Origin of the sequence: Pseudooctadecabacter sp., assembly GCF_965657175.1 — a bacterium.
Classification (GTDB): domain Bacteria; phylum Pseudomonadota; class Alphaproteobacteria; order Rhodobacterales; family Rhodobacteraceae; genus Octadecabacter.
The window spans coordinates 67,207-88,160 of sequence record NZ_CBFHNH010000007.1; the positions used below are offsets into that span (position 1 = coordinate 67,207).

General features: G+C 59.6%; 19 protein-coding genes. 11 read left to right on the plus strand and 8 right to left on the minus strand.

Annotated elements, in window-relative coordinates; translation table 11 throughout:
• Positions 1–34: 34 nt before the first annotated feature.
• A complete protein-coding gene (locus tag ACTG36_RS08045; protein ID WP_375280779.1) occupies positions 35–313 on the minus strand; it encodes a hypothetical protein in 279 nt (92 codons plus the stop codon).
• A 164-nt stretch (positions 314–477) separates the two neighbouring features.
• Here ACTG36_RS08045 and ACTG36_RS08050 point away from each other — a divergent pair, with 164 nt between their 5' ends.
• Together ACTG36_RS08050 and ACTG36_RS08055 are read left to right on the plus strand one after the other, a co-directional pair.
• On the plus strand, positions 478–1,422 hold the full coding sequence (locus ACTG36_RS08050) for an NAD(P)-dependent oxidoreductase (protein ID WP_375281984.1): 945 nt from the start codon (positions 478–480) through the stop codon (positions 1,420–1,422).
• Positions 1,423–1,499: 77 nt separating this feature from the next.
• Positions 1,500–1,979, plus strand: coding sequence for a hypothetical protein (locus tag ACTG36_RS08055; protein WP_375281985.1), 480 nt, complete (start codon positions 1,500–1,502; stop codon positions 1,977–1,979).
• Here ACTG36_RS08055 and ACTG36_RS08060 read toward each other — a convergent pair.
• Genes ACTG36_RS08060 through ACTG36_RS08070 form a run of 3 tightly spaced genes read right to left on the minus strand, consistent with a single transcriptional unit; the run spans position 1,976 to position 4,992 of the window.
• Positions 1,976–2,575 (minus strand): TadE/TadG family type IV pilus assembly protein, encoded by a 600-nt coding sequence (locus ACTG36_RS08060; protein WP_375281986.1) that lies wholly within the window; start codon positions 2,573–2,575, stop codon positions 1,976–1,978. The two genes, ACTG36_RS08055 and ACTG36_RS08060, sit on opposite strands and share 4 nt — an antisense overlap.
• A complete protein-coding gene (locus tag ACTG36_RS08065; protein WP_375281987.1) occupies positions 2,575–3,141 on the minus strand; it encodes a TadE/TadG family type IV pilus assembly protein in 567 nt (188 codons plus the stop codon). The genes ACTG36_RS08060 and ACTG36_RS08065 overlap by 1 nt, the downstream gene beginning before the upstream one ends.
• A 9-nt stretch (positions 3,142–3,150) precedes the next feature.
• Positions 3,151–4,992: a pilus assembly protein TadG-related protein gene (locus tag ACTG36_RS08070; protein ID WP_439141960.1), complete on the minus strand. Its 1,842-nt coding sequence runs from the start codon at positions 4,990–4,992 to the stop codon at positions 3,151–3,153.
• A 348-nt stretch (positions 4,993–5,340) separates the two neighbouring features.
• On the opposite strand from ACTG36_RS08070, the gene ACTG36_RS08075 reads away from it, so the two are divergent.
• Positions 5,341–6,783: a Glu/Leu/Phe/Val family dehydrogenase gene (locus ACTG36_RS08075; RefSeq protein WP_375281989.1), complete on the plus strand. Its 1,443-nt coding sequence runs from the start codon at positions 5,341–5,343 to the stop codon at positions 6,781–6,783.
• Between the two features lie 15 nt (positions 6,784–6,798).
• Here ACTG36_RS08075 and ACTG36_RS08080 read toward each other — a convergent pair whose 3' ends face one another.
• Positions 6,799–7,437 carry a C13 family peptidase gene (locus tag ACTG36_RS08080; protein ID WP_375281990.1) on the minus strand — a complete coding sequence of 213 codons (639 nt, stop codon included), beginning with the start codon at positions 7,435–7,437 and terminating at the stop codon, positions 6,799–6,801.
• Positions 7,438–7,761: 324 nt separating this feature from the next.
• Between ACTG36_RS08080 and ACTG36_RS08085 the strand changes: the two genes are divergently transcribed.
• The 4 genes from ACTG36_RS08085 to ACTG36_RS08100 are packed head-to-tail and all read left to right on the plus strand — an operon-like array spanning position 7,762 to position 12,755.
• Positions 7,762–9,027: a sarcosine oxidase subunit beta family protein gene (locus tag ACTG36_RS08085; RefSeq protein WP_439141962.1), complete on the plus strand. Its 1,266-nt coding sequence runs from the start codon at positions 7,762–7,764 to the stop codon at positions 9,025–9,027.
• Between the two features lie 8 nt (positions 9,028–9,035).
• A complete protein-coding gene (locus ACTG36_RS08090; protein ID WP_375281992.1) occupies positions 9,036–9,296 on the plus strand; it encodes a sarcosine oxidase subunit delta in 261 nt (86 codons plus the stop codon).
• Positions 9,293–12,205 carry a sarcosine oxidase subunit alpha family protein gene (locus tag ACTG36_RS08095; protein ID WP_375281993.1) on the plus strand — a complete coding sequence of 971 codons (2,913 nt, stop codon included), beginning with the start codon at positions 9,293–9,295 and terminating at the stop codon, positions 12,203–12,205. The genes ACTG36_RS08090 and ACTG36_RS08095 overlap by 4 nt, the downstream gene beginning before the upstream one ends.
• Positions 12,198–12,755 (plus strand): sarcosine oxidase subunit gamma, encoded by a 558-nt coding sequence (locus ACTG36_RS08100; RefSeq protein ID WP_375281994.1) that lies wholly within the window; start codon positions 12,198–12,200, stop codon positions 12,753–12,755. Before ACTG36_RS08095 ends, ACTG36_RS08100 begins: the two co-directional genes overlap by 8 nt.
• Here the strand turns inward: ACTG36_RS08100 and choV are convergent.
• From choV to choX, 3 genes are all read right to left on the minus strand, one after another.
• A complete protein-coding gene (gene choV / locus ACTG36_RS08105; RefSeq protein ID WP_375281995.1) occupies positions 12,752–13,816 on the minus strand; it encodes a choline ABC transporter ATP-binding protein in 1,065 nt (354 codons plus the stop codon). The two genes, ACTG36_RS08100 and choV, sit on opposite strands and share 4 nt — an antisense overlap.
• The gene (gene choW / locus ACTG36_RS08110) at positions 13,813–14,649 is read right to left on the minus strand and encodes a choline ABC transporter permease subunit (RefSeq protein ID WP_375281996.1); all 837 of its coding nucleotides are present in this window, start codon (positions 14,647–14,649) and stop codon (positions 13,813–13,815) included. Before choW ends, choV begins: the two co-directional genes overlap by 4 nt.
• Positions 14,650–14,715: 66 nt before the next feature.
• Positions 14,716–15,651: a choline ABC transporter substrate-binding protein gene (gene choX / locus ACTG36_RS08115; protein ID WP_375281997.1), complete on the minus strand. Its 936-nt coding sequence runs from the start codon at positions 15,649–15,651 to the stop codon at positions 14,716–14,718.
• 87 nt (positions 15,652–15,738) lie between these two features.
• Here choX and betI point away from each other — a divergent pair, with 87 nt between their 5' ends.
• Genes betI through betA form a run of 4 tightly spaced genes read left to right on the plus strand, consistent with a single transcriptional unit; the run spans position 15,739 to position 20,921 of the window.
• Positions 15,739–16,314: a choline-binding transcriptional repressor BetI gene (betI, locus tag ACTG36_RS08120; protein WP_375281998.1), complete on the plus strand. Its 576-nt coding sequence runs from the start codon at positions 15,739–15,741 to the stop codon at positions 16,312–16,314.
• Entirely contained in the window at positions 16,311–17,819 is a 1,509-nt protein-coding gene (betC, locus tag ACTG36_RS08125) for a choline-sulfatase (protein ID WP_375281999.1), read from the plus strand. The genes betI and betC overlap by 4 nt, the downstream gene beginning before the upstream one ends.
• 1 nt (position 17,820) lies before the next feature.
• Complete coding sequence (betB, locus tag ACTG36_RS08130; protein WP_439141966.1) at positions 17,821–19,278, plus strand: betaine-aldehyde dehydrogenase; 1,458 nt, start codon at positions 17,821–17,823, stop codon at positions 19,276–19,278.
• On the plus strand, positions 19,278–20,921 hold the full coding sequence (gene betA, locus ACTG36_RS08135) for a choline dehydrogenase (RefSeq protein WP_375282252.1): 1,644 nt from the start codon (positions 19,278–19,280) through the stop codon (positions 20,919–20,921). The genes betB and betA overlap by 1 nt, the downstream gene beginning before the upstream one ends.
• Positions 20,922–20,954: the final 33 nt, after the last annotated feature.

Genomic DNA, 20,954 nt, shown 5'->3' on the forward strand with positions numbered 1-20,954 from the left:
GTTTGACGCCTGTTAGCCTGTCAGGGGCAGGGTTTCAACGCACCCCGCGCAACATCCGCGTGCGGACCGGCGCGGGGATCACGGGGCCACGCAACCGCGCGGCGCGCGCATTCAGTGCGGCGATGCGCCCCGAAAGAGTTGAGGCCGAGGCCTCCGTCACGCGCGCAGCGGCGTTTGCTTGGGCAATAAGGGGGGCGATGGGCACCAGATCAGGCACCGGGGCTGCGGCCAGTTCCGGCGTAATCCTTTGGTCGAGTTCCGGAAATTCCGTGCAGGCAACGAGGACCACAGGAAGAGCAAAGGCGAGGCGCATCAAGATTCCGTCCACATCAGATTGGCGCGACCATAGGCACGCCGCCCGCCATGAGCAAGCGGGCGGCAGGCGGGGTGCAAAATGCGCGCATGATGTCGCCGTGGGGACAGACCTGTCGGGCACAGGCAGGGACGCTGACGCAAAGACCAAAAGGGATGACGTCTATGAAAGTTGGATTTGTGGGGCTTGGCTCTGTCGGGGGGAAGCTGGCCGGATCGGTGTTGCGCAACGGATTTGATCTGTCGGTGCATGATCTGGACGCTGATGCAGTCGCGGGGTTTGTCGCACGCGGCGCGCGCAATGGCGGATCGCCTGCCGCGCTGATGCGCGATTGCGATGTGGTGATCACCTGCCTGCCGTCGCCTGCAGCCTGTGCGGCGGTGGTTGAGGCAATGCTGCCCGAGGTCACAGCGGGCAAGATCTGGCTTGAGATGTCCACCACCGACGCGGGTGAGGTTCAGCGTCTGGGTGCCGCCGTAACAGAGCGTGGCGGCTTCGCGGTGGATTGTCCGGTGTCGGGGGGCTGCCACCGTGCGGCGACGGGCAACATTTCGATCTTTGCGGGCTGCGACCGCGCCACGTTTGAAAAGGTGCTGCCGATTTTGACCACACTAGGACGGCGGGTTTTGCACACGGGCGACATCGGCACGGCCAGCACATTGAAGGTGATGACGAATTATCTGGCGACGGCGAACCTGTTGACCGTGTGTGAGGCGATGGTGACGATGAAGGCCGCAGGTCTTGATCTGGCGACAACCTATGAGGCGATCAAAATCTCAAGCGGGACGTCCTTTGTGCATGAAACCGAAAGTCAGGTGATCCTGAACGGCAGCCGCGATATCGGGTTTTCCATGGGGCTGGTGCAAAAGGACATCGGGTTGTTTCAACAGATCGCGGAAGACCACGGCGTTCCTTTGGAAATCAGCCCGATGATGGTCGATATCTTCAAGGACGGGATCGCGCGATATGGCTTTGATGCCCAATCCGATGACATCATCAAACGCCTTGAGGAGCCCACGGGCCTCGACATCACTGCACCGGGCTTTCCGGCAGAGATGATCGACGATGAACCCGAAGAACCGGGGTATGAGGTGACGCCGCCGCGCTGATTGCCGGACTGGCAGGACTTTTCTTTCTCAGGCCGCAGGGCTAAAGGTCGGGCACGTTACAAAGGACGCCAAGCCCCATGTCACATGCCCCGACCGATGAAGAGGTGATCGCCACCTTGCAGGCCACGCCCGTGCGCCGAATTTTCGCCTATGCGGCGGTGTTCGTTCTGGGGGCGATGCTGATCTTGTTGGCGTTTATCCAACCGCCGGCCTTTGGTTGGCAGGTGTTTTTGATCGCGCTGGGCGCGGGGGCGCTGTTTGTGGCCGAACGGTTGCGGCGGGCCACGATGTTGGGCTTGGTCCTGACCGAGGCCGCATTGCGCGACACGGGCGGGCGCACTTTGGTGGAACTGTCGGACATTCGCGCGATTGATCGCGGGGCATTGGCGTTCAAGCCATCAAACGGATTTGTTTTGCATCTACACTCCGCCGCGATGCGCACTTGGGCACCGGGGCTGTGGTGGCGGTTTGGCAAACGGGTGGGCGTGGGCGGTGTCACGCCGTCCGGTCCGGCCAAATTCATGGCCGAACAGATCGCGATGCGGATCAAGGATTAGGTCGAATTGCGCGGACAGATTGCGGCACCGTCCGACCCATCATCGCTGTAGCACAGGTTGGGCGACCAACGTGGGCGGGTGAAGCTGATGTTCTCAAACGTAAACGCGCCAAGGCCGATGGAAAAGTTGGGCGCGTAGTCTACGGCTGTCTGAACGACAATGACGAATTCATTGTCGACCATTGCAGGCACCTGTGCAGCGGTCAGCCCGATTTCGGTCAGAGGTTTGTTATGGCTGCCCGACCAGCCGCCCTTGGACCGTGTCCAAACCACTGTGTGTTTGTCTTCGTCCAGATCATAGGACACCACACTGACACGCAGACGCGTCAGGTTTGGGGAATTGGTCAAGAACCGGTGCATCCGCCAGACGTTGTTGATGTAGGTATTGGTGATGTACCCGTCTTCGCGGCTGATCGCGTCGGCGATGGTGTAGTTTGCCTTGACGTTGATGGATTGGTTCCGGAACGCGTCGAAGAAAACGATCATGGCAATGACGCAAGCAAAGAGAGACGGGAACATGGTCACGGCCTCGGCAATGATTGTGCCGTCTTCGTCGCGCCGGAACTGACGCAGGCGGGTTTTGAGGGCGCGCATCATCAGACCGGCTCCATCACGAATGCTGAGGTGGACACAAGGCGGTAACGGCCCTGATCACCCTGGTTAAGCTGGAACGCAACGCCCACGCCTGGGATCAACATCGGTTTGAACACACCGCAGGCGCGGACGATCATAACTTGGTTGGCCCCACCGTTTGAAAAGTTCCGCGCAGGCAAAAAGGGCTGGTTGACGTTCGTACACGAGGCCGTGCGTGGAATTTCGTTTTCCACATTCGCGCCCGTGTGGCGCATGTCGAGGCTGCGCATTTCAAGGCGTACGTTCGTCATGCAGTCGGGCAAAATCCCGGCCGCATTACAAATCATACGTTTCATTTCATATTCATCCACGTTGGTGCCGGTATTGAGACGAATTTCACGGACCGCCATATCCAGCCCGCGTTCCAGCATGGCGTGGCGGGTCATCAAGAGACCCATTTCAAAGCCGGTCATCGGCAAAACAATGAAAGGCGTGAACAACAAGACGAATTCCACAGTCGGACCGCCACTTTCATTGCGGCGGAAGCGGCGAAGGACGGAGCCGATCTGTCTTAGGACAAAGTGCAACATACGACCCTCCTATTGGACCAGTTTCAGTGCGCGGATGTCGGAGGCAATTGCAGCAAAGGCATCGGCGATATCCGTACCGGCCACGTCGAAGTAGTGGCTTTCGGAGCTTGCGCAGTTTCGCAGCGCGGTCTGACCATTTTCAGGTGCCTCGAATGCTACCGTGTAGATGATGATCCCTTCGTCACGGGCCGCGCCACAGATCGCAGCCAAGCGGTCGTTCGCGGCATTCCCGTCTACGAGGTTGGAGTTCACGGCGTATTCACTGTCAATATAGTCATCCAGCGGGATGCTGACGGGCCAGCCGCTGCTTCCCGCACTCCATGGGATGGCGCCGCTGTAGTAGGCTTCGAGCAACAGTTCGTTGTTGACGCGGTAGACTTCCCAATTGGCATAGAGGTCCTGCCATGTCGCAAGGCGCACGTTATTCTTGTAGGTCGGGCCAACTCCGGGGGCTGTGGTGCCACCGGCGACGTCGACCACTGCGCGGGTCGTGACATAATCATTTTGGTCATCAAACCCCTGTGGGTAGTTGCGGAACCGGCCCGTCCACAAACGGTTTTGATCGTCGTATGCAGAACTGCGGCCATTCCAATAGAACCGGTCGTCCCAATAGTCAGTCGGGGTCTCAAGGCCACGGTATTGGACAGATGTGTCGTCAAAGTCGACTGTGTTCAGGGGATCATTCTTGTCGTCCATATCGAACCACACGAAAGACGTATCGTATTTAAACCGGTCATACAGGTCCCACTGTCGGGTGTTTTCACCATCCGTCATCAAGACAAGAACCTTCAGCACGTCTTCCTGATCGTGATCATAGGGTCGGCCTGCGGCAATGCCGGGGATGGGGCTGCCGGACGCTCCGGCAAGCTGTGTAATCACGCCGCGGGTGCTGGGGTCGAGAAGGCCGACACCCCATTTCACGCCCATGTCGATGGCTGTGTTCCCAAAGGGCGCCAAGTTATCAATCGCGGTGTGCAGGGTGCTTTCGTTCGTGGTGTGCGGAATAATGGCGTTCAGATTGTCCTCAAAGCACCAGCCGGAATCAAACGTGCTGTCGGAATCGCGACTGCTGTCGATGTCGAAATGTGCGACGTGCTCATAAGAGGTGCCCATATCCAGAGCGGTCGTGTTGAAGATCCCGCTGTCGAACAAAGGACACGTAGAATAGGTATGAGACCTTGAGATGTTCATCTGGTCCGCAATCAAGGTGCCCGGGTTCACAACGGCACTGTAAGGGATCATTGAGACCGTGATCAGACCCTGAGGCGCGTTTACATTGTTGGCCAGAACAGTCGACACGAACTGCTGTGCTGCAGGCCGCAGGTTCTGGATCCGGTTGTCACGGTTCATGGAGGACGAGACGTCCAGAACCAAAGACACTTCAACATCCGTCACACGTTCTTCGGCGGTGGAGGTGCCGCTGACGGTCAAGGCGGTGAGGCCGGGATTGAACGGTTGGGTAAAGACGCGCGGGATATCATAGAACATCAAAGGCATGTTGGCCTTGGCGCTGGCACTGACGATCCGGTAGTTGATCCCTTGATCCACATACGGCACGCCGTCCAAGAAATCGATCATGCCTGCCTTGGTGAAATAATCGACAACCACTTCCGCCGGCTCAAGTGTTTGATCCAGATCTGCCGCTGCAAGTGTCGCGCGGTCCAAGGTGCCCTGAAGTTTGGCGCGGGTCGTTTCAAACCGCATCAAATCGACGGACATCCCACCCAGCCACAAGATCATGACGAACATGAAGAGGGAGAAAATAATCATCGCCCCGTCTTCGGCTTTGCGAAACCGGTTCAGGAAATGGGCAGTCTTGTACCGTAATGGATCAAAAGCATGCGCTTTCATCGTTTTTCACCTTTTCTGAGGGGCAGGTTCGGCCGGATGGGCAGACGCACTGGTCCCTTTAAGTTGGTGTTTTAGACCACTGGCGCATGGCAAAATTAGGGCAGACTGTGGCCTTAATTCGTTAATTGGTTTCGAAAAGGTTAACGATAGGGAGCTTTTTTCTGAAATTGTTTCGAAATGCTTTGGCTGTGGGGCAGGCTGGACGCGCCACGACGCCGGAGGGGTCGTTCTATTTTGAGTTATTTTTCCGCCTAAAAATTAATCAGATTGTCACCTGTCCCCCGAATCATGTTTAGCATGAGGCGCGGCCCGAAACCGGTGCCGCCAGTCGCCAAGAAAGGGTCCGTCATGAGTGCGTCCGCTACCAATCCTAAAGAGCCGTCTTTCCGTGAAAGCGTGGACATAATGTTCAACCGTGCTGTGGCCTTGATGGATTTGCCGCCCGGTCTTGAAGAGAAAATCCGCGTCTGCAACGCGACCTATACGGTGCGTTTTGGCGTCCGTCTGCGCGGCAAGATTGAGACGTTTACCGGTTACCGGTCCGTCCATTCCGAACACATGGAACCGGTCAAAGGCGGAATCCGCTTTTCCATGGGGGTTAATCAAGATGAGGTCGAAGCGCTGGCCGCTTTGATGACCTACAAATGCGCATTGGTCGAAACCCCGTTCGGGGGATCGAAGGGCGGTTTGTGTATTGATCCGCGCATGTGGGAAGAAGATGAGTTGGAACGCATCACGCGACGCTTTGCCTACGAGTTGGCCAAACGCGATCTGATCCATCCGTCGCAAAACGTCCCCGCGCCTGACATGGGCACCGGTGAACGTGAAATGGCGTGGATTGCAGATCAGTACCGGCGGATGAACACCACCGACATCAATGCGGCCGCCTGTGTGACCGGCAAACCGCTTCATGCAGGGGGCATCGCTGGCCGGGTTGAGGCCACTGGGCGCGGCGTACAATTTGCGCTTCGTGAATTTTTCCGCGAACCAGCCGACGTCAAAGCCGCCGGTCTGGACGGGTCACTGGATGGCAAACGGGTCATCGTGCAGGGCCTTGGCAATGTGGGCTACCACGCCGCGAAATTCCTGTCCGAAGAAGACGGATCGAAGATCACCGGTGTCATCGAACGGGATGGCGCGATCGTGGATGCGGGTGGCATCAACGTTGACGACCTGCGGGCGTGGATTGCCGAACATGGCGGCGTCAAAGGATATCCGGATGGGACCTATGTGGAAGACGGATCAAAGGTGTTGGAAGAAGACTGCGACATCCTGATCCCTGCGGCCCTTGAAGGTGTCATCAACATATCCAACGCCAAAAACGTCCAAGCGCCCTTGATTATCGAGGCTGCCAACGGCCCGATCACGGCGGGTGCCGATGATATCCTGCGCGAGAAGGGCACGGTCATTATTCCCGACATGTATGCCAACGCAGGCGGTGTGACGGTGTCGTACTTTGAATGGGTCAAAAACCTGAGCCATATCCGGTTCGGGCGGATGCAGCGGCGTCAGGAAGAGGCCCGTCACCAGTTGATCGTGGGGGAGCTGGAACGCCTCAGCAAACATCTGGGCGATCAATGGTCCATGACGCCCAACTTCAAACAGAAGTATCTGCGCGGTGCGGATGAATTGGAACTGGTGCGCTCGGGCCTTGATGACACGATGCGCACGGCGTTCCAGTCCATGCGCGAAGTCTGGCACAATCGCAGCGATGTGCAGGACTTGCGGACGGCGGCCTATCTGGTGTCGATCGACCGCGTTGCGCAGTCCTACAAGGCCAAAGGTCTGTAGTTGAACAGGGGCCCGTTACGGGCGGGTCCCTGTCCACACATCCCGCATATTCGCGTCCACAAACCGTTGCGGGTTGGATGCGGGCACGCCCACGGCGGCCTCATCTGCGGTGACAAGCGCACGGGTGCGCGCAAAGACCTGTTGCCACGATCCGCCGCGCGCGCCGACTTCTGCCATGGCGCGGTTCGGGGATTTGATGAACCATGTGTTGTCACTGTCCCTTTTGCAGCCAAAGGAGGACCGATCCGCCGCAGCGGCGGTCATGATGATCCGGTTCGGGCTGCGCAATTCGTTGATCAGCGATCCCGAAAAACAGGCCTGCAGGATCAGGATTTGGCGGTCGTTGGACAAGAGCGCCAAAAACTCCGCCAGCCCATCTGCGGACACACCGGCAATGGGGCCGTTGGGCGTCGTCTTGATCGCCATGCGGCCCGGTGATCCGTGGGACGTCAGCATGACCACGACGATGTCCTGCCCATCCACGGCCTCTGCCGCCATCTGCGCGATTTCACGTTCCATTGTCGCCCCATCCGGGGCCGCCAATCGCGCGGAGGTGAAACCAAACAAATCCGCATGCGCAGGTGCGCCATAGGAGCGGCTGAAGGCACGGTCGAAGGTTTCCACATCGCGGTCAAAGACCGGATCGGCATACATGCCCCCCTGAACAGAAAAGTCCGCGACGGCGTTTGCACCACGGCCGCGTCCGTAGGGGCCACGATCTGGGGATCAACGGCGGTAGTGGGAGCGGACACGCAGGCCTGAAGGGCAAAAAGGCCAGCGGCGCACAGGGCAAAACGAAGGGACAAGGACAAACCTTTACGTATATCAATCGCGATTGGGGTGGTGTTTAGGGGGCCGTACCCTGTCGGGGGAGCCTCAAAGGGTGGGCCGCGTCGCGGACTGTCGTTCTTTTGTCGAAATGAAGCATTGCACCCCGCCAGCGCCCAGCTACGCTGAGGCCAAGCAAACGGGGATATCATGGGACTTTTCAGCGGCTATTCAGGGGTCAAAGTCATCAAAGAGGGGCTCTTTGCTCAAAAGGGCTGGAAACCCGTTTGGCGTGATCCTGCACCCAAGGCTGACTATGATGTGGTGATCATCGGCGGCGGCGGGCACGGTCTGTCGACGGCCTATTATCTGGCCAAAGAACACGGGATCACCAATGTGGCCGTGCTGGAAAAGGGCTACATCGGCGGCGGCAACGTGGGGCGGAACACCACCATCGTGCGCGCCAATTACATGTTGCCCGGAAATTCGGAATTCTATTCCCATTCGCTGAAACTGTGGGAAGGGATGGAGCAGGATCTGAACTACAACACTATGATGTCCCAGCGCGGCGTGATGATGTTGTGCCATTCCGACGGACAACGGGATTACTTCGCACGGCGCGGCAATTCCATGGTCAATCAAGGCGATGATGCCGAATTGCTCACCCCCGAACAGGTCCGCGCTGAGGCCCCGATGATTGATTTCGACAACGTGCGTTTCCCGATCTACGGCGGCTTGATGCACCGGCGTGGCGGCACGGCACGTCATGATGCGGTCGCATGGGGTTACGCGCGCGGGGCGGACACACGCGGCGTTGATCTGATCCAGAACTGCGAAGTCACCGGCATTGATATTGAGGGCGGTGTCGTGCGCGGGGTGCAGACCACGCGCGGGGCGATCCGCGCCAAGAAAGTGGCGATTGTCGTCGCCGGTCGGTCCTCCCAAGTGGCGGCCATGGCGGGGATGCGCCTGCCCATCGAAAGCCACGTGTTGCAGGCCTTTGTCTCTGAAGGGCTGAAGCCGATCATGCCTGGCGTCATTTCCTTCGGGATGGGGCACTTTTATATCAGCCAGTCTGACAAGGGTGGTTTGGTCTTTGGTGGCGATCTGGATTTCTACAGCTCATACGCAGCGCGGGGGAACCTGCCCATGAAGGAACATGTGATGGACGCCGCGATGACGTTGATGCCGTCCATCGGCAAGGCCAAGGTGCTGCGGTCTTGGGGCGGGATCATGGACATGTCGCCCGATGGATCCCCCATCATCGACAAGACGGATACCGATGGTTTGTTCCTCAACTGTGGTTGGTGCTACGGCGGGTTCAAGGCCGTGCCAGGATCCGGGTTCAGCTATGCGCACCTGATTGCCACCGGCCAGCACCACAAACCTGCTGCACGCTATCGCCTTGACCGGTTCCGCACCGGTGCGGGGTTGATGGACGAAGAGGGCACAGGCTCTCAGCACAATTTGCATTAGGATAGATCATGCGCCTGCCATGCCCCATCTGCGGTGAACGGGACCGCCGCGAATTTTACTACCAAGGCGACGCCGTGGCGCTGGACCGACCCGCGCGGGACGCGGACGGGGCGGCGTGGGACGACTACCTGCACAACCGCGACAACCCCGCCGGCGAAACCCGCGATCTGTGGCACCATGCGGCGGGCTGCGGCGCGTGGATTGTGGTGACGCGCGATACGGTGACCCATGCGGTGAGCGGCGCGAAACTTGTTGGGGCGAAGCGATGAGGGTGATCAAACCAACCGGCACGCCGCTGACCTTTACCTTTGACGGGGTGCAGTATCGGGGCGTTGAAGGCGATACGCTGGCGTCTGCCTTGTTGGCCAATGGGGTGAAACTCGTCGGTCGGTCGTTCAAATATCACCGTCCCCGTGGCATCGTGACCGCCGGATCGGAGGAGCCTAATGCGCTGGTGACCATCGGTTCAGGCCCGACACAGGAGCCCAATGTCCGCGCCACAACGGTGCAGCTGTTCAACGGGCTGGAGGCGCGGTCGCAAAACGCTTGGCCGTCGCTGAAACGTGATGCGATGGCGGTCAACGATCTGGCCGCACCGTTCCTAAGTGCCGGTTTTTATTACAAGACCTTCATGTGGCCCAAGGCGTTCTGGGAAAAACTGTATGAGCCGGTTATTCGCCGCGCGGCAGGTCTGGGCGCGCTGTCGGGTGAGGCCAACAGCGACACCTACGAAAAGGCCTTTGCCCATTGTGACGTGCTGGTCATCGGCGCGGGGCCTGCCGGTTTGATGGCGGCACTGACCGCTGGACGTGCCGGTGCAGATGTGATCCTGGCCGATGAGGACGCCACGATGGGCGGCCGCCTGCTGGCCGAGACTTTTGATGTGGACGGACAGGCCGGGGTCGATTGGGCCGCAGATGCCGTGGCCGAACTGGCAGCGATGCCGAATGTCCGCTTGATGCCGCGCACGACTGTCACGGGGGCCTACGACCAAGGCACCTTTGGCGCGCTGGAAGAGGTCAGCCGCCACGTGCCGCGATCAGACGCCCCGCGCGAATGTTTCTGGCGCATCACCGCCAAACGCAGCATCCTGTGCGCCGGGGCTTTAGAACGGCCCATTGCCTTTCCCAACAACGACCGCCCCGGCATCATGATGGCCAGCGCCGTGCGCGCCTATCTGAACCGGTGGGGCGTGGCACCGGGCAAGGCGGTCACGATCTTTGCCAACAATGACGACGCCCACCGCACGGCGGTCGATCTGATGGACGCGGGCGTCAAGGTGTCCGGTGTCATTGACAGCCGCGCCGATGTGACGGCGCTGGGCGACTACCCGTTGTATACCAGCGGGGCGGTGACCGGCACCAAAGGACGCCACGCGCTGGACAGCATCACGATCACCCATTCGGGCGGCACGCGCGAGCTGCGCACCGATTGTCTGGCCATGTCCGGCGGCTGGAACCCGACGGTGCATCTGACGTGCCATATGAACGGGCGGCCCCAGTGGGACGATGCGATTCAGTCGTTTGTCCCCGTTGAGGGCGCGATCCCCGGTATGGTCGTGGCGGGGGCGGCCAATGGCCAGATGTCCACGGCGGCCTGTTTGCAATCGGGCGCGCAGGCGGCCTGCGGTGTTGGGTCCGATCTTGGCCTGTCGCCCGTGGCCGATGTGCCAACTGCGGAGGATGACCCCTACCGGATCGAACCCCTTTGGCAGGTGGACGGAAAGGGCCGCAAATGGATCGATTTTCAAAACGATGTGCATGTGAAGGACATCAAACTGTCCGCGCAGGAAAACTTCCGTTCGGTCGAACATATGAAACGTTACACGACCCAAGGCATGGCGACGGATCAGGGCAAATCGTCGAATGTGGTGGCGCTGGCGGTGCTGGCCGATGCCACGGGGCGGGGTATTCCTGAAACGGGGACGACAACGTTCCGCCCGCCTTATGTGCCCGTGTCCATCGCGGCCATGGGGGCGGGATCACAAGGTCACGGGTTTGCGCCCAAACGGTTGACCACATCCCACCACGCCAGCGTCGCACGCGGCGCGCCGATGATTGAGGCGGGTTTGTGGTACAGGCCCAGTTATTTCCCGCAACCCGGGGAGGCCACGTGGCTTGAGAGTTGTAACCGCGAAGTCGGCTATGTCCGCAACGCCGTGGGCGTCTGTGATGTCAGCACGCTGGGCAAGATCGACATTCAGGGGCCGGATGCGGCGGCGTTTCTGGATTTCGTTTATTGCAATACGTTTTCGACGTTGAAGGAAAACCGCGTGCGTTATGGCCTGATGTTGCGCGAAGACGGGCACGTCATGGATGACGGCACGACCGCACGGCTGGGGGCGGATCACTACGTGATGACCACAACGACGGCGGCAGCGGGGCAGGTCATGACCCATCTGGATTGGGTGAGCCAAGCGCTTCGGCCCGATCTGGACGTGCGCTTTGCCTCCGTGACAGAACAGTGGGCGCAATTTGCGGTGGCGGGGCCACTGGCGCGTGAAATGCTCAATTCCGTGCTGGACGATGCGGTTGATGGCGACGCTTGGCCCTTCATGTCGTGCGGTCCTGTGTCCATTGGCGGGGTCAAGGGGCGGCTGTTCCGCATCTCATTCTCCGGCGAACATGCCTATGAACTGGCGGTGCCGTCGCGCTACGGCGCGTCGTTGTTCCGGCAGTTGACCGCACAGGCCGAAGCGCTGGGCGGCGGGGCCTACGGGATGGAGGCGCTGAACGTCTTGCGCATCGAAAAGGGCTTTATCACCCACGCGGAAATCCACGGGCGGGTGACCGCATTCGACATCGGGTTTGATCGGATGGTCAGTCAGAAGAAGGATTGCGTCGGCAACGCCGCGTCCCGCAGGCCGGGGTTGTTGGAGGCTGAACGCCCACAGCTGGTCGGCCTGAAATCCGTTGATCCAAAAGACAAAATCACTGCCGGCGCGCATTTGTTTGTGAAAGGGGCGGACCCTGTGTCAGCCAACGATCAGGGATATGTGTCGTCTGTGTGCTGGTCGCCCACCTTGGGCAGCCATATCGGGTTGGGATTTGTCGCAGACGGGCCGAACCGCACGGGCGAACACATCGTGGCGGTAGATCACGTGCGCGGGGTGCGCACCGTTGTTGAGGTCTGCCACCCTGTTCAATTCGATCCAGAAGGGGGACGCACCCGTGGCTAAATTGATCGCAACGACACCTTCTGCCGGCCTTTTGCCGTTGACCGTTGGAACGGTCACCTTGACCGAAGTGGACACGGGGCCGGTGACCCTGATCGCCCCCTTTGACGGGGCGCAAAAGGCCACATCTGATGCGTTGAAGGCGGCGGTGGGCGTGGGCTTTCCCGCGCCGAACCGGACGTTGGGCCAGACGCAAGACAAGAAGCCGCGCATGGTCTGGTGCGGCATGGGGCAGGCGTTGTTGGTGGGGGCGGATTGCCCCGATTTGCCGCAAGCGGCTGTCATGGATCATTCTGACGCATGGGCCATTGTGCGGATCGACGGCGCGGATGCGGCGGCGGTTCTGGCGCGGCTGACGCCGATTGATCTGCGGGACAGCCAGTTCAAACGCGGCCATACGGCGCGGACCTTGGTCGCCCATATGACCGTCAGCGTGACCCGCGTTGGCCCGCAGACCTATGAGGTGATGGCCATGCGGTCGATGGCGGGCACTTTGGTGCACGATCTGGAACAGGCGGCCAAAAACATGGCCGCCCGTGCCGCATTGGCCTAAGGCTGCGGTGGGCTGACCTTTGCCAAGACCGAACTTTGGGTGATTTGGCCGATGGCGTCGCCGTCTTCCATCACCACAAGGGCAGACGTGGCGGCGAGGGCATCAATGACCTCAGCCACGGGCAGTTCCGCATCGACCTGTGGCAGGGGCGTGTCCTCGGCCCCGGTCAGTCGTGACATCCAGCCCCGTGGTGCGTCATCGGGTGCGGCCCCCATGACGTCACGGGCGCGCAACACGCCCAGTGGGTTCATATTGGCCACGAAATCAGCCACATAGCCGTTGGCCGGCTTGCTGAAAATCTCACGCGGGGTGCCGCATTGCACAATGCGACCGCCTTCCATGATGGCAATTCGATTGCCGATCTTAAACGCCTCGTCCAGATCGTGGCTGACGAAGATAATCGTGCGGTTCAGGCGCTGTTGCAGGTCCAGCAATTCGTCCTGAAGCCGCGTCCGGATCAACGGATCAAGGGCTGAGAACGGTTCATCCATCAGCAGGATCGGCGCGTCGGTGACAAAGGCACGGGCGAGGCCCACGCGCTGTTGCATGCCGCCCGACAGTTCCCCCACCAGTGCAGTGGCGCGGTCTGACAGGCCCACCAGTTCCAGCTGTTCATCGACCTTCTTTTGACGCGCGGCTTTGTCCATGCCGCCAAGTTCAAGCCCCAACCCCACATTGTCGCGCACAGTCCGCCATGGCAGCAGGCCGAATTGCTGAAACACCATCGACACGCATTCGCGGCGCAGCTTGCGCAATTCGGGTTCGGGCGCGGAGCCTACGGCGCAGGTCCAGTTCCCGTCATGCACGCGCACTTCGCCGCGCACCACGGGGTTCAGACCGTTGACCGCACGCAACAACGTGGATTTGCCAGAGCCGGATAGGCCCATCAGCACAAGGATTTCGCCCTGTTCCACGTCCAATGAACAATTGTGCACGCCCAAGACCTGATTGGTCGCAGTCTGGATTTCAGCACGGTCGCGGCCTTCGTCCATCATAGGCAGCGCCGTTTCCGGTTTTCCGCCAAAGACGATGGACACATTGTCGAATTCTACAGCCTTCATTTGCCGTCTCCCACGCGCAGCATCCGGTCGAGCATGATGGCGACCACCACGATGATCAGCCCGGATTCAAAACCTTTGGCCGTGTCCACCGTGTTTAGGGCGCGCACCACGGGCACACCCAACCCGTCCGCCCCCACAAGGGCCGCAATAACGACCATGGACAGCGACAACATGATGGTCTGGTTCAATCCGGCCATGATTTGGGGCAGGGCGGAGGGCAATTCCACCTTCCACAGTTTTTGCCGACCGGTGGCACCGAAAGCATCAGCAGCTTCCAAAAGCGCTTTGGGGGTCGAGGACACGCCAAGATGCGTCAGACGGATCGGCGCGGGCAGCACGAAAATCACCGTCGCGATCAGGCCGGGCACCATGCCGATGCCGAAAAAGACAATCGCGGGGATCAGGTAAACGAAGGTCGGCAAGGTCTGCATCAGGTCCAGAACAGGGCGCATCCATGCGTAGAGTCGCGGACGATGCGCAGCGGCGATGCCGATGGGCACGCCCACACCCATACAAACAACGCAGGCCGACAAAACGAGGGTCAGGCTTTCGGTGGTTTCTTCCCAGTAGTCTTGGTTGAGGATGAACAAGAACCCCAGCGCGATCATCGCGCAGGTTTTCCAGTTGCGTTGCAACAGCCACGTCAGCCCCACGAAAAAGGCAATCACAATGAACGGATGGGGCGTTTGCATCAACCAAAGGAACGCGTCGATCATCGCCTCAAGCCCTTCGGCGATGGCATCAAAGACGACACGGCCATTGCGTTCAAGGCCCTCGAATATCGTTTCGGCCACATCCCCCACGGGGATTTTGTTGTCCGTCAGCCAGTCCATTTGTGTTCCCTTTGCCCCAGAAAAAGGGCCGCCCGATGGGGCGACCCTTCATGTTGTGTTGGCGTCTTACTGTGCCAATGCGGCACTGACAGCCGCCGCAGCATCGCCGCCGTCGATGGTTGTGACACCGTCAAGCCAGCCCATGACGAAGTCCGTGTTTTCGGCCATCCATGCGGTCGCGGCCTCATCGGGGTCGGTCCCGTCGTTGAGGATCGCGCCCATGATTTCGTTCTCCATCTCAAGGGAAAACGCGAGGTTTTGTAGCAGTTTGCCAACGTTAGGGCAGCTGTCGACGTAGCCTGCGGTGGTGTTGGTGAACACGGTGGCACCGCCCAAGTTGGGGCCGAACCAATCGTCGCCGCCTTCAAGGTAGGTCATGTCGTAGTTGGCGTTCATAGGGTGGGGTTCCCAGCCAAGGAACACAACAGGTTCGTCGCGGTCGGATGCGCGGCCCACTTGTGCCAACATGCCTGCTTCGGAGGATTCGACCACTTCGATGGCGTCGTCAGACAGGCCGAACGCGCCGTCCGCGATCATGTCCATGATCAGGCGGTTGCCGTCATTGCCGGCCTCGATGCCGTAGATTTTGCCGTCCAGCGCGTCGGCGTTGGCAGCGATATCGTCAAATGTGGTGATGCCAAGGGCCGCGCCAGCGGCGTTTGTGGCCAGCGTGTATTTCGCGCCCTCAAGGTTGGCGCGCACTGTGTCAACGGTGCCAGCGTCGCGGTAGGACGCGATGTCGCCTTCCATGGTGGGCATCCAGTTGCCCAAGAACACATCAACGTCGCCTTCGGCAAGCGACGTGTAAGTCACTGGAACGGAAAGAACTTTGACGTCTGTTTCATAACCCAATGCCTCAAGCACAACGGTGGTTGCGGCGGTGGTTGCGGTGATGTCCGTCCAGCCCACATCGGAGAAGGTCACAGTGCCACATTCGGCATGGCCGTCGGCGGCAGCGGCGCCGGCTGCACAGATCGCAAGGATCGACAGGGTATTTTTCATGAAGGGTACTCCCAGTTGGTGTTTTTGTTGATTGACGAGTCAATAAAGAACAATTTATCAACGCTTGGCAACAGTTTTGAGGAAAACATGCCCAAGCTTGGAATGGAACCTATCCGCCGCGCGGCCTTAGTTAAAGCGACGATCGACGTGATCGGGGCACAAGGATCACTTGATGTCACCGTCAGTCAGATTGCCAAGCAGGCGGGCATGTCATCCGCGCTGGCGCACCACTATTTCGGCGGTAAAGATCAGATTTTCCTCGCAGCAATGCGCCAGATCCTGCGGGATTTCGGGGCTGAGGTCGTGGCAGAGCTATCGCGCGCCCGCACCCCCCGCGCCCGGGCCGAGGCATTGATTGGCGCGTGTTTTGCGCCGTCATGTTTTGATCCGGCCACGGTCAGCGCGTGGATGACGCTGTATGCGCAGGCGACGACGCAGCCCGATATGCACCGTCTTTTGCGGCTCTATCAGGCGCGGTTGCGGTCGAATTTGACCTATGCGTTACGCCCCTTGTCGCCTGATCCTGTGGCCGATGCCGAAACGCTAAGCGCCTTGATCGACGGGCTGTATCTGCGGGCCGCTTTGGCGGGGGAAACCGATGCGCCCACCGCCCATTCCATCGCCCTGCGCGCGCTTGACCGTCTGACCGGAGCCAACACATGACCAAACCCAACATCCTGATCCTGATGGTCGATCAATTGAATGGCACGCTCTTTCCCGACGGGCCTGCGGACTGGCTGCATGCGCCAAACCTCAAGAAGCTGGCCGCGCGGTCCACGCGGTTCAAAAACAGCTACACGGCATCGCCCTTGTGCGCGCCGGGGCGGGCGTCGTTCATGTCGGGCCAATTGCCAAGTCGCACGCAGGTTTATGATAATGCAGCGGAATTTGCGTCCTCCATCCCGACCTATGCGCACCATTTGCGCCGGGCGGGCTATCAGACTTGTTTGTCCGGCAAGATGCATTTCGTGGGTCCGGACCAGCTGCATGGGTTCGAAGAGCGGCTGACAACGGACATCTATCCGCCCGATTTTGGCTGGACGCCGGATTACCGCAAACCAGGTGAACGGATCGATTGGTGGTATCACAACATGGGGTCCGTCACCGGCGCGGGCGTGGCCGAAATCACCAATCAGATGGAATACGACGACGAGGTTGCCTACAACGCGACGCGCAAATTGTATGACCTCAGCCGTGGGCACGACGCGCGGCCTTGGTGTCTGACAGTGTCTTTCACCCATCCCCATGATCCTTACGTTGCGCGCAAAAAATATTGGGATCTTTATGCCGATTGCGACCATCTTTTGCCTGAGGTCGGGCCGATTCCTTACGCCGATCAGGACGCCCATTCGAAGCGGATCTTGGACGCCAACGATCATGAGAATTTTGAGATCACTGAGACCCAAGTCAAACGCGCACGGCAGGCCTATTTCGCCAATGTCTCCTATCTAGATGATAAGGTTGGGGAAATTTTGCAAACCCTCGAAGATACGCGGCAGGAGGCGATCATTCTGTTCGTCTCTGATCATGGCGACATGCTGGGCGATCGTGGGCTGTGGTTCAAAATGTCATTCTTTGAGGGATCGGCCCGCGTGCCGATGATGATCAGCGCGCCCACAATGCCCACGGGGGTGATCGAAACACCGGTCAGCAACATCGACGTGACCCCAACGTTGTGTGACCTTGCAGGGGTGTCCATGGAGGAGGTCATGCCGTGGACCGAGGGCATGTCGCTGGTGCCTTTGGCCAATGGGGTGGAACGGGATGCGCCGGTCGCCATGGAATACGCCGCCGAAGGGTCATACGCGCCGCTGGTCTGCCTGCGCTATGGCAAGTGGAAATACACACGCTGCCTGCTCGACCCAGATCAGTTATTTGATATTGAGGCCGACCCGAACGAGCTAAACAACCTTGCAAATGTTGAAAAACATCAAGGTACGTTGCAGCAATTGCGCGCCAAATCCGAGGCTCGTTGGGATTTGTCCGCCTTCGACGCGCAGGTCCGCGAAAGTCAGGCGCGCCGCTGGGTCGTTTATGAGGCGCTGCGCAACGGGGATTACTTCCCGTGGGATTATCAGCCGCTTCAAAAGGCCTCCGAACGCTACATGCGCAATCATATGAACCTCAATGTTCTTGAGGAAAACCAACGCTTTCCGAGAGGGGAATAAAATGGCTTACGATATTCAACCGACCGCCAGCCACTTCATTGATGGCGCCTATGTCGAAGACACCACAGGCACGCCCATCCCTGTGATCTGTCCTGTCTCCGAGGAAGAAATCGCGCGGGTCTATGCCGCGACACCGGCCATCATCGAAAAAGCCTTGGCCGCTGCCAAACGGGCGCAGGTGGCGTGGGCCAAGATGACCGGCACAGAGCGGGGCCGCGTGTTGCGTAAAGCCGCAGATATGATCCGCGAACGCAACCATGACCTGAGTGTGTTGGAAACCAATGACACGGGCAAACCTTTGCAAGAAACACTCGTCGCGGATGCGACATCTGCCGCCGATGCCCTTGAATACTTTGGTGGAATCGCAGGCAGCCTGACGGGGGAGCATGTCCAGCTGGGTGAGGATTTCGTCTACACCCGCCGCGAAGCCTTGGGCGTGTGCGTGGGCATTGGTGCGTGGAATTACCCCACGCAGATCGCTGCATGGAAGGGCGCACCGGCGCTGGCCTGCGGCAATGCGATGGTGTTCAAGCCCTCGGAAACAACCCCACTCTGCGCGTTGAAAGTGGCCGAAATCCTGCATGAAGCGGGTGCGCCCGCGGGTATCTACAACGTCGTGCAAGGCATGGGAGAGGTGGGCCATGCCCTCATCACTGATCCGCGCGTGGCCAAAGTGTCGCTCACCGGATCCGTGCCCACAGGCCGCAAAGTCTACGCCGCCGCGGCTGAGGGCATTCGCCACGTGACCATGGAATTGGGCGGCAAATCGCCCTTGGTGATCTTTGACGACGCCAACCTTGAGGACGCGGTCGGGGGGGCCATTCTGGGCAATTTCTACAGCTCCGGTCAGGTGTGTTCCAACGGCACGCGGGTCTTCGTTCAAAAGGGCATCAAAGAGGCGTTTCTCAAGCGGTTGAGCGAACGTTTGGCCCACGTCAAAATGGGCGACCCTTTGGACGAAAGTGTTAATTTCGGCCCGCTCGTGAATGCCAAGCAGCTTGAGATCGTGCAGGGCTTTATCGCCAAGGGCGTTGATGAAGGTGCCCGTCTGGTCTGCGGTGGCGAACGCGAAGGAACGCGTGGTTACTTCCTTCAACCCACTGTTTTTGCAGACGTTACAGACACTATGACCATCGCACGCGAAGAGATTTTCGGCCCCGTCCTATCGGTCCTGGATTTTGAGGATGAGGACGAGGTTCTGGCACGCGCCAATGAGACGGACTTTGGCCTTGCCGCCGGTGTGTTTACCAATGACCTGTCCCGCGCCCACCGGATGGTCGCGGGATTCGAGGCCGGAACCTGCTACATCAACACTTATAATCTGGCGCCGGTCGAGGCGCCCTTCGGCGGGTCTAAACTGTCCGGTGTGGGCCGTGAAAATTCGAAAAACGCCGTTGATCACTACAGCGAAATGAAGTCGGTCTATGTGGCGATGACCCCGGTGGAGGCCCCGTTCTGATGCAGGCCGACTACGTCGTCGTTGGTGCGGGCAGTGCCGGTTGTGCCATGGCCTACCGTCTGGCCGAGGCGGGCAAATCTGTCTTGGTGATTGAAACAGGCGGCACCGATGTGGGGCCTCTCATCAACATGCCGGGCGCTTTGTCTTACCCAATGAACATGAAACGGTACGACTGGGGCTATCAGACGGAACCAGAGCCGCATTTGGGCGGGCGCAAATTGGTGTGCCCGCGCGGTAAGGTCATTGGTGGATCATCGTCGATCAACGGGATGATCTATGTGCGCGGCCATGCGCGCGATTTCGATCATTGGGCTGACAGCGGAGCGGACGGTTGGGCCTATGCGGATGTGTTGCCCTACTACAAACGGCTCGAAGATTGGCACGACGGCGGGCGCGGGGGCGATCCGGATTGGCGTGGCAAAGGCGGCCCGTTGCACGTGACGCGCGGGCCCGGTGACAACCCGTTGACGCAGGCGTGGATCAAAGCGGGCGGTCAGGCCGGTTACGAATTAACCAATGATTACAACGGCCAACAGCAAGAAGGCTTTGGCCCGTTTGACGCAACCATCTGGAAGGGCAAACGCTGGTCTGCGGCCTCTGCCTATTTGCGGCCAGCGCAAGCGACGGGGCGGTGCGACATCGTCGAAGGCTTCGCCGCGCGGGTCGTCATGACCGATGGGCGCGCCACGGGCGTTGAATTGACGGACGGTCGGGTGATCGAAGCGCGGGCCGAGGTGATCCTTGCGGCCTCCGCGATCAATTCGCCAAAGCTGCTGATGTTGTCAGGCATCGGACCGGCGGCGCAATTGGCAGAGCATGGGATTGACGTCGGGGCGGATCGTCCGGGTGTTGGTCAGAACCTGCAGGACCATCTGGAACTTTATGTTCAGATGGCGGGGAAGGGACGTCATTCACTGTATAAGTATTGGTCTTTGCTGGGAAAAGCATGGGTCGGGGCGCAGTGGCTGTTTGCCAAAACCGGCGTCGGCGCGTCCAATCAATTTGAGGCCTGCGGGTTCATCCGGTCCCGTGCGGGTGTTGAATATCCCGACATTCAGTATCATTTCCTGCCGCTGGCTGTCCGCTATGACGGTGTCGGGGCGGCGGAAGGATTTCAGGCCCACGTCGGCCCGATGCGGTCGGAATCCCGTGGTGAAATCACCCTCAAATCCGCCGATCCAAAGGCCGATCCGCGCATTTTCTTCAATTACATGTCGCAAGAAAGCGATTGGGTCGATTTTCGCAAATGCATCCGCCTCACGCGTGAGATTTTTGGCCAAGACGCATTCGAACCCTACCGCGACGGCGAACTGATCCCCGGTGAGCAGGCGCAGTCCGATGGCGCGTTGGACGACGTGATCCGTGAACATGTTGAAAGCGCCTATCACCCCTGTGGCACGTGCAAAATGGGGCGCGCGGACGATCCATTGGCGGTGGTCGACCCGCTGGGTCGTGTCATCGGTGTGGAGGGATTGAGGGTCGCTGACAGTTCGATTTTCCCAAGGATTACAAATGGTAATCTGAATGCGCCATCGATCATGGTCGGGGAAAAGATTGCCGATCATGTGTTGGGCAAGACACCTTTGCCGCCGAGCAATGATGAACCGTGGATACACCCCAACTGGCAGACAGAGCAGCGTTAAGCATTTGTTTATTTCTCCCTTGTGTCGGCGGAG

What these genes read in the sequence shown, in the direction of transcription:
- betC (WP_375281999.1), top strand. Translation starts at nt 16,311, where the DNA reads ATGACCAAACCCAACATCCTGATCCTGATGGTCGATCAATTGAATGGC.
- ACTG36_RS08085 (WP_439141962.1), top strand. Translation starts at nt 7,762, where the DNA reads ATGGGACTTTTCAGCGGCTATTCAGGGGTCAAAGTCATCAAAGAGGGG.
- ACTG36_RS08045 (WP_375280779.1), bottom strand. Translation starts at nt 313, where the DNA reads ATGCGCCTCGCCTTTGCTCTTCCTGTGGTCCTCGTTGCCTGCACGGAA.
- choV (WP_375281995.1), bottom strand. Translation starts at nt 13,816, where the DNA reads ATGAAGGCTGTAGAATTCGACAATGTGTCCATCGTCTTTGGCGGAAAA.
- ACTG36_RS08065 (WP_375281987.1), bottom strand. Translation starts at nt 3,141, where the DNA reads ATGTTGCACTTTGTCCTAAGACAGATCGGCTCCGTCCTTCGCCGCTTC.
- ACTG36_RS08075 (WP_375281989.1), top strand. Translation starts at nt 5,341, where the DNA reads ATGAGTGCGTCCGCTACCAATCCTAAAGAGCCGTCTTTCCGTGAAAGC.
- ACTG36_RS08070 (WP_439141960.1), bottom strand. Translation starts at nt 4,992, where the DNA reads ATGAAAGCGCATGCTTTTGATCCATTACGGTACAAGACTGCCCATTTC.
- ACTG36_RS08080 (WP_375281990.1), bottom strand. Translation starts at nt 7,437, where the DNA reads ATGTATGCCGATCCGGTCTTTGACCGCGATGTGGAAACCTTCGACCGT.
- ACTG36_RS08060 (WP_375281986.1), bottom strand. Translation starts at nt 2,575, where the DNA reads ATGATGCGCGCCCTCAAAACCCGCCTGCGTCAGTTCCGGCGCGACGAA.
- ACTG36_RS08055 (WP_375281985.1), top strand. Translation starts at nt 1,500, where the DNA reads ATGTCACATGCCCCGACCGATGAAGAGGTGATCGCCACCTTGCAGGCC.
- ACTG36_RS08095 (WP_375281993.1), top strand. Translation starts at nt 9,293, where the DNA reads ATGAGGGTGATCAAACCAACCGGCACGCCGCTGACCTTTACCTTTGAC.
- ACTG36_RS08090 (WP_375281992.1), top strand. Translation starts at nt 9,036, where the DNA reads ATGCGCCTGCCATGCCCCATCTGCGGTGAACGGGACCGCCGCGAATTT.
- betI (WP_375281998.1), top strand. Translation starts at nt 15,739, where the DNA reads ATGCCCAAGCTTGGAATGGAACCTATCCGCCGCGCGGCCTTAGTTAAA.
- ACTG36_RS08050 (WP_375281984.1), top strand. Translation starts at nt 478, where the DNA reads ATGAAAGTTGGATTTGTGGGGCTTGGCTCTGTCGGGGGGAAGCTGGCC.
- choX (WP_375281997.1), bottom strand. Translation starts at nt 15,651, where the DNA reads ATGAAAAATACCCTGTCGATCCTTGCGATCTGTGCAGCCGGCGCCGCT.
- betA (WP_375282252.1), top strand. Translation starts at nt 19,278, where the DNA reads ATGCAGGCCGACTACGTCGTCGTTGGTGCGGGCAGTGCCGGTTGTGCC.
- betB (WP_439141966.1), top strand. Translation starts at nt 17,821, where the DNA reads ATGGCTTACGATATTCAACCGACCGCCAGCCACTTCATTGATGGCGCC.
- choW (WP_375281996.1), bottom strand. Translation starts at nt 14,649, where the DNA reads ATGGACTGGCTGACGGACAACAAAATCCCCGTGGGGGATGTGGCCGAA.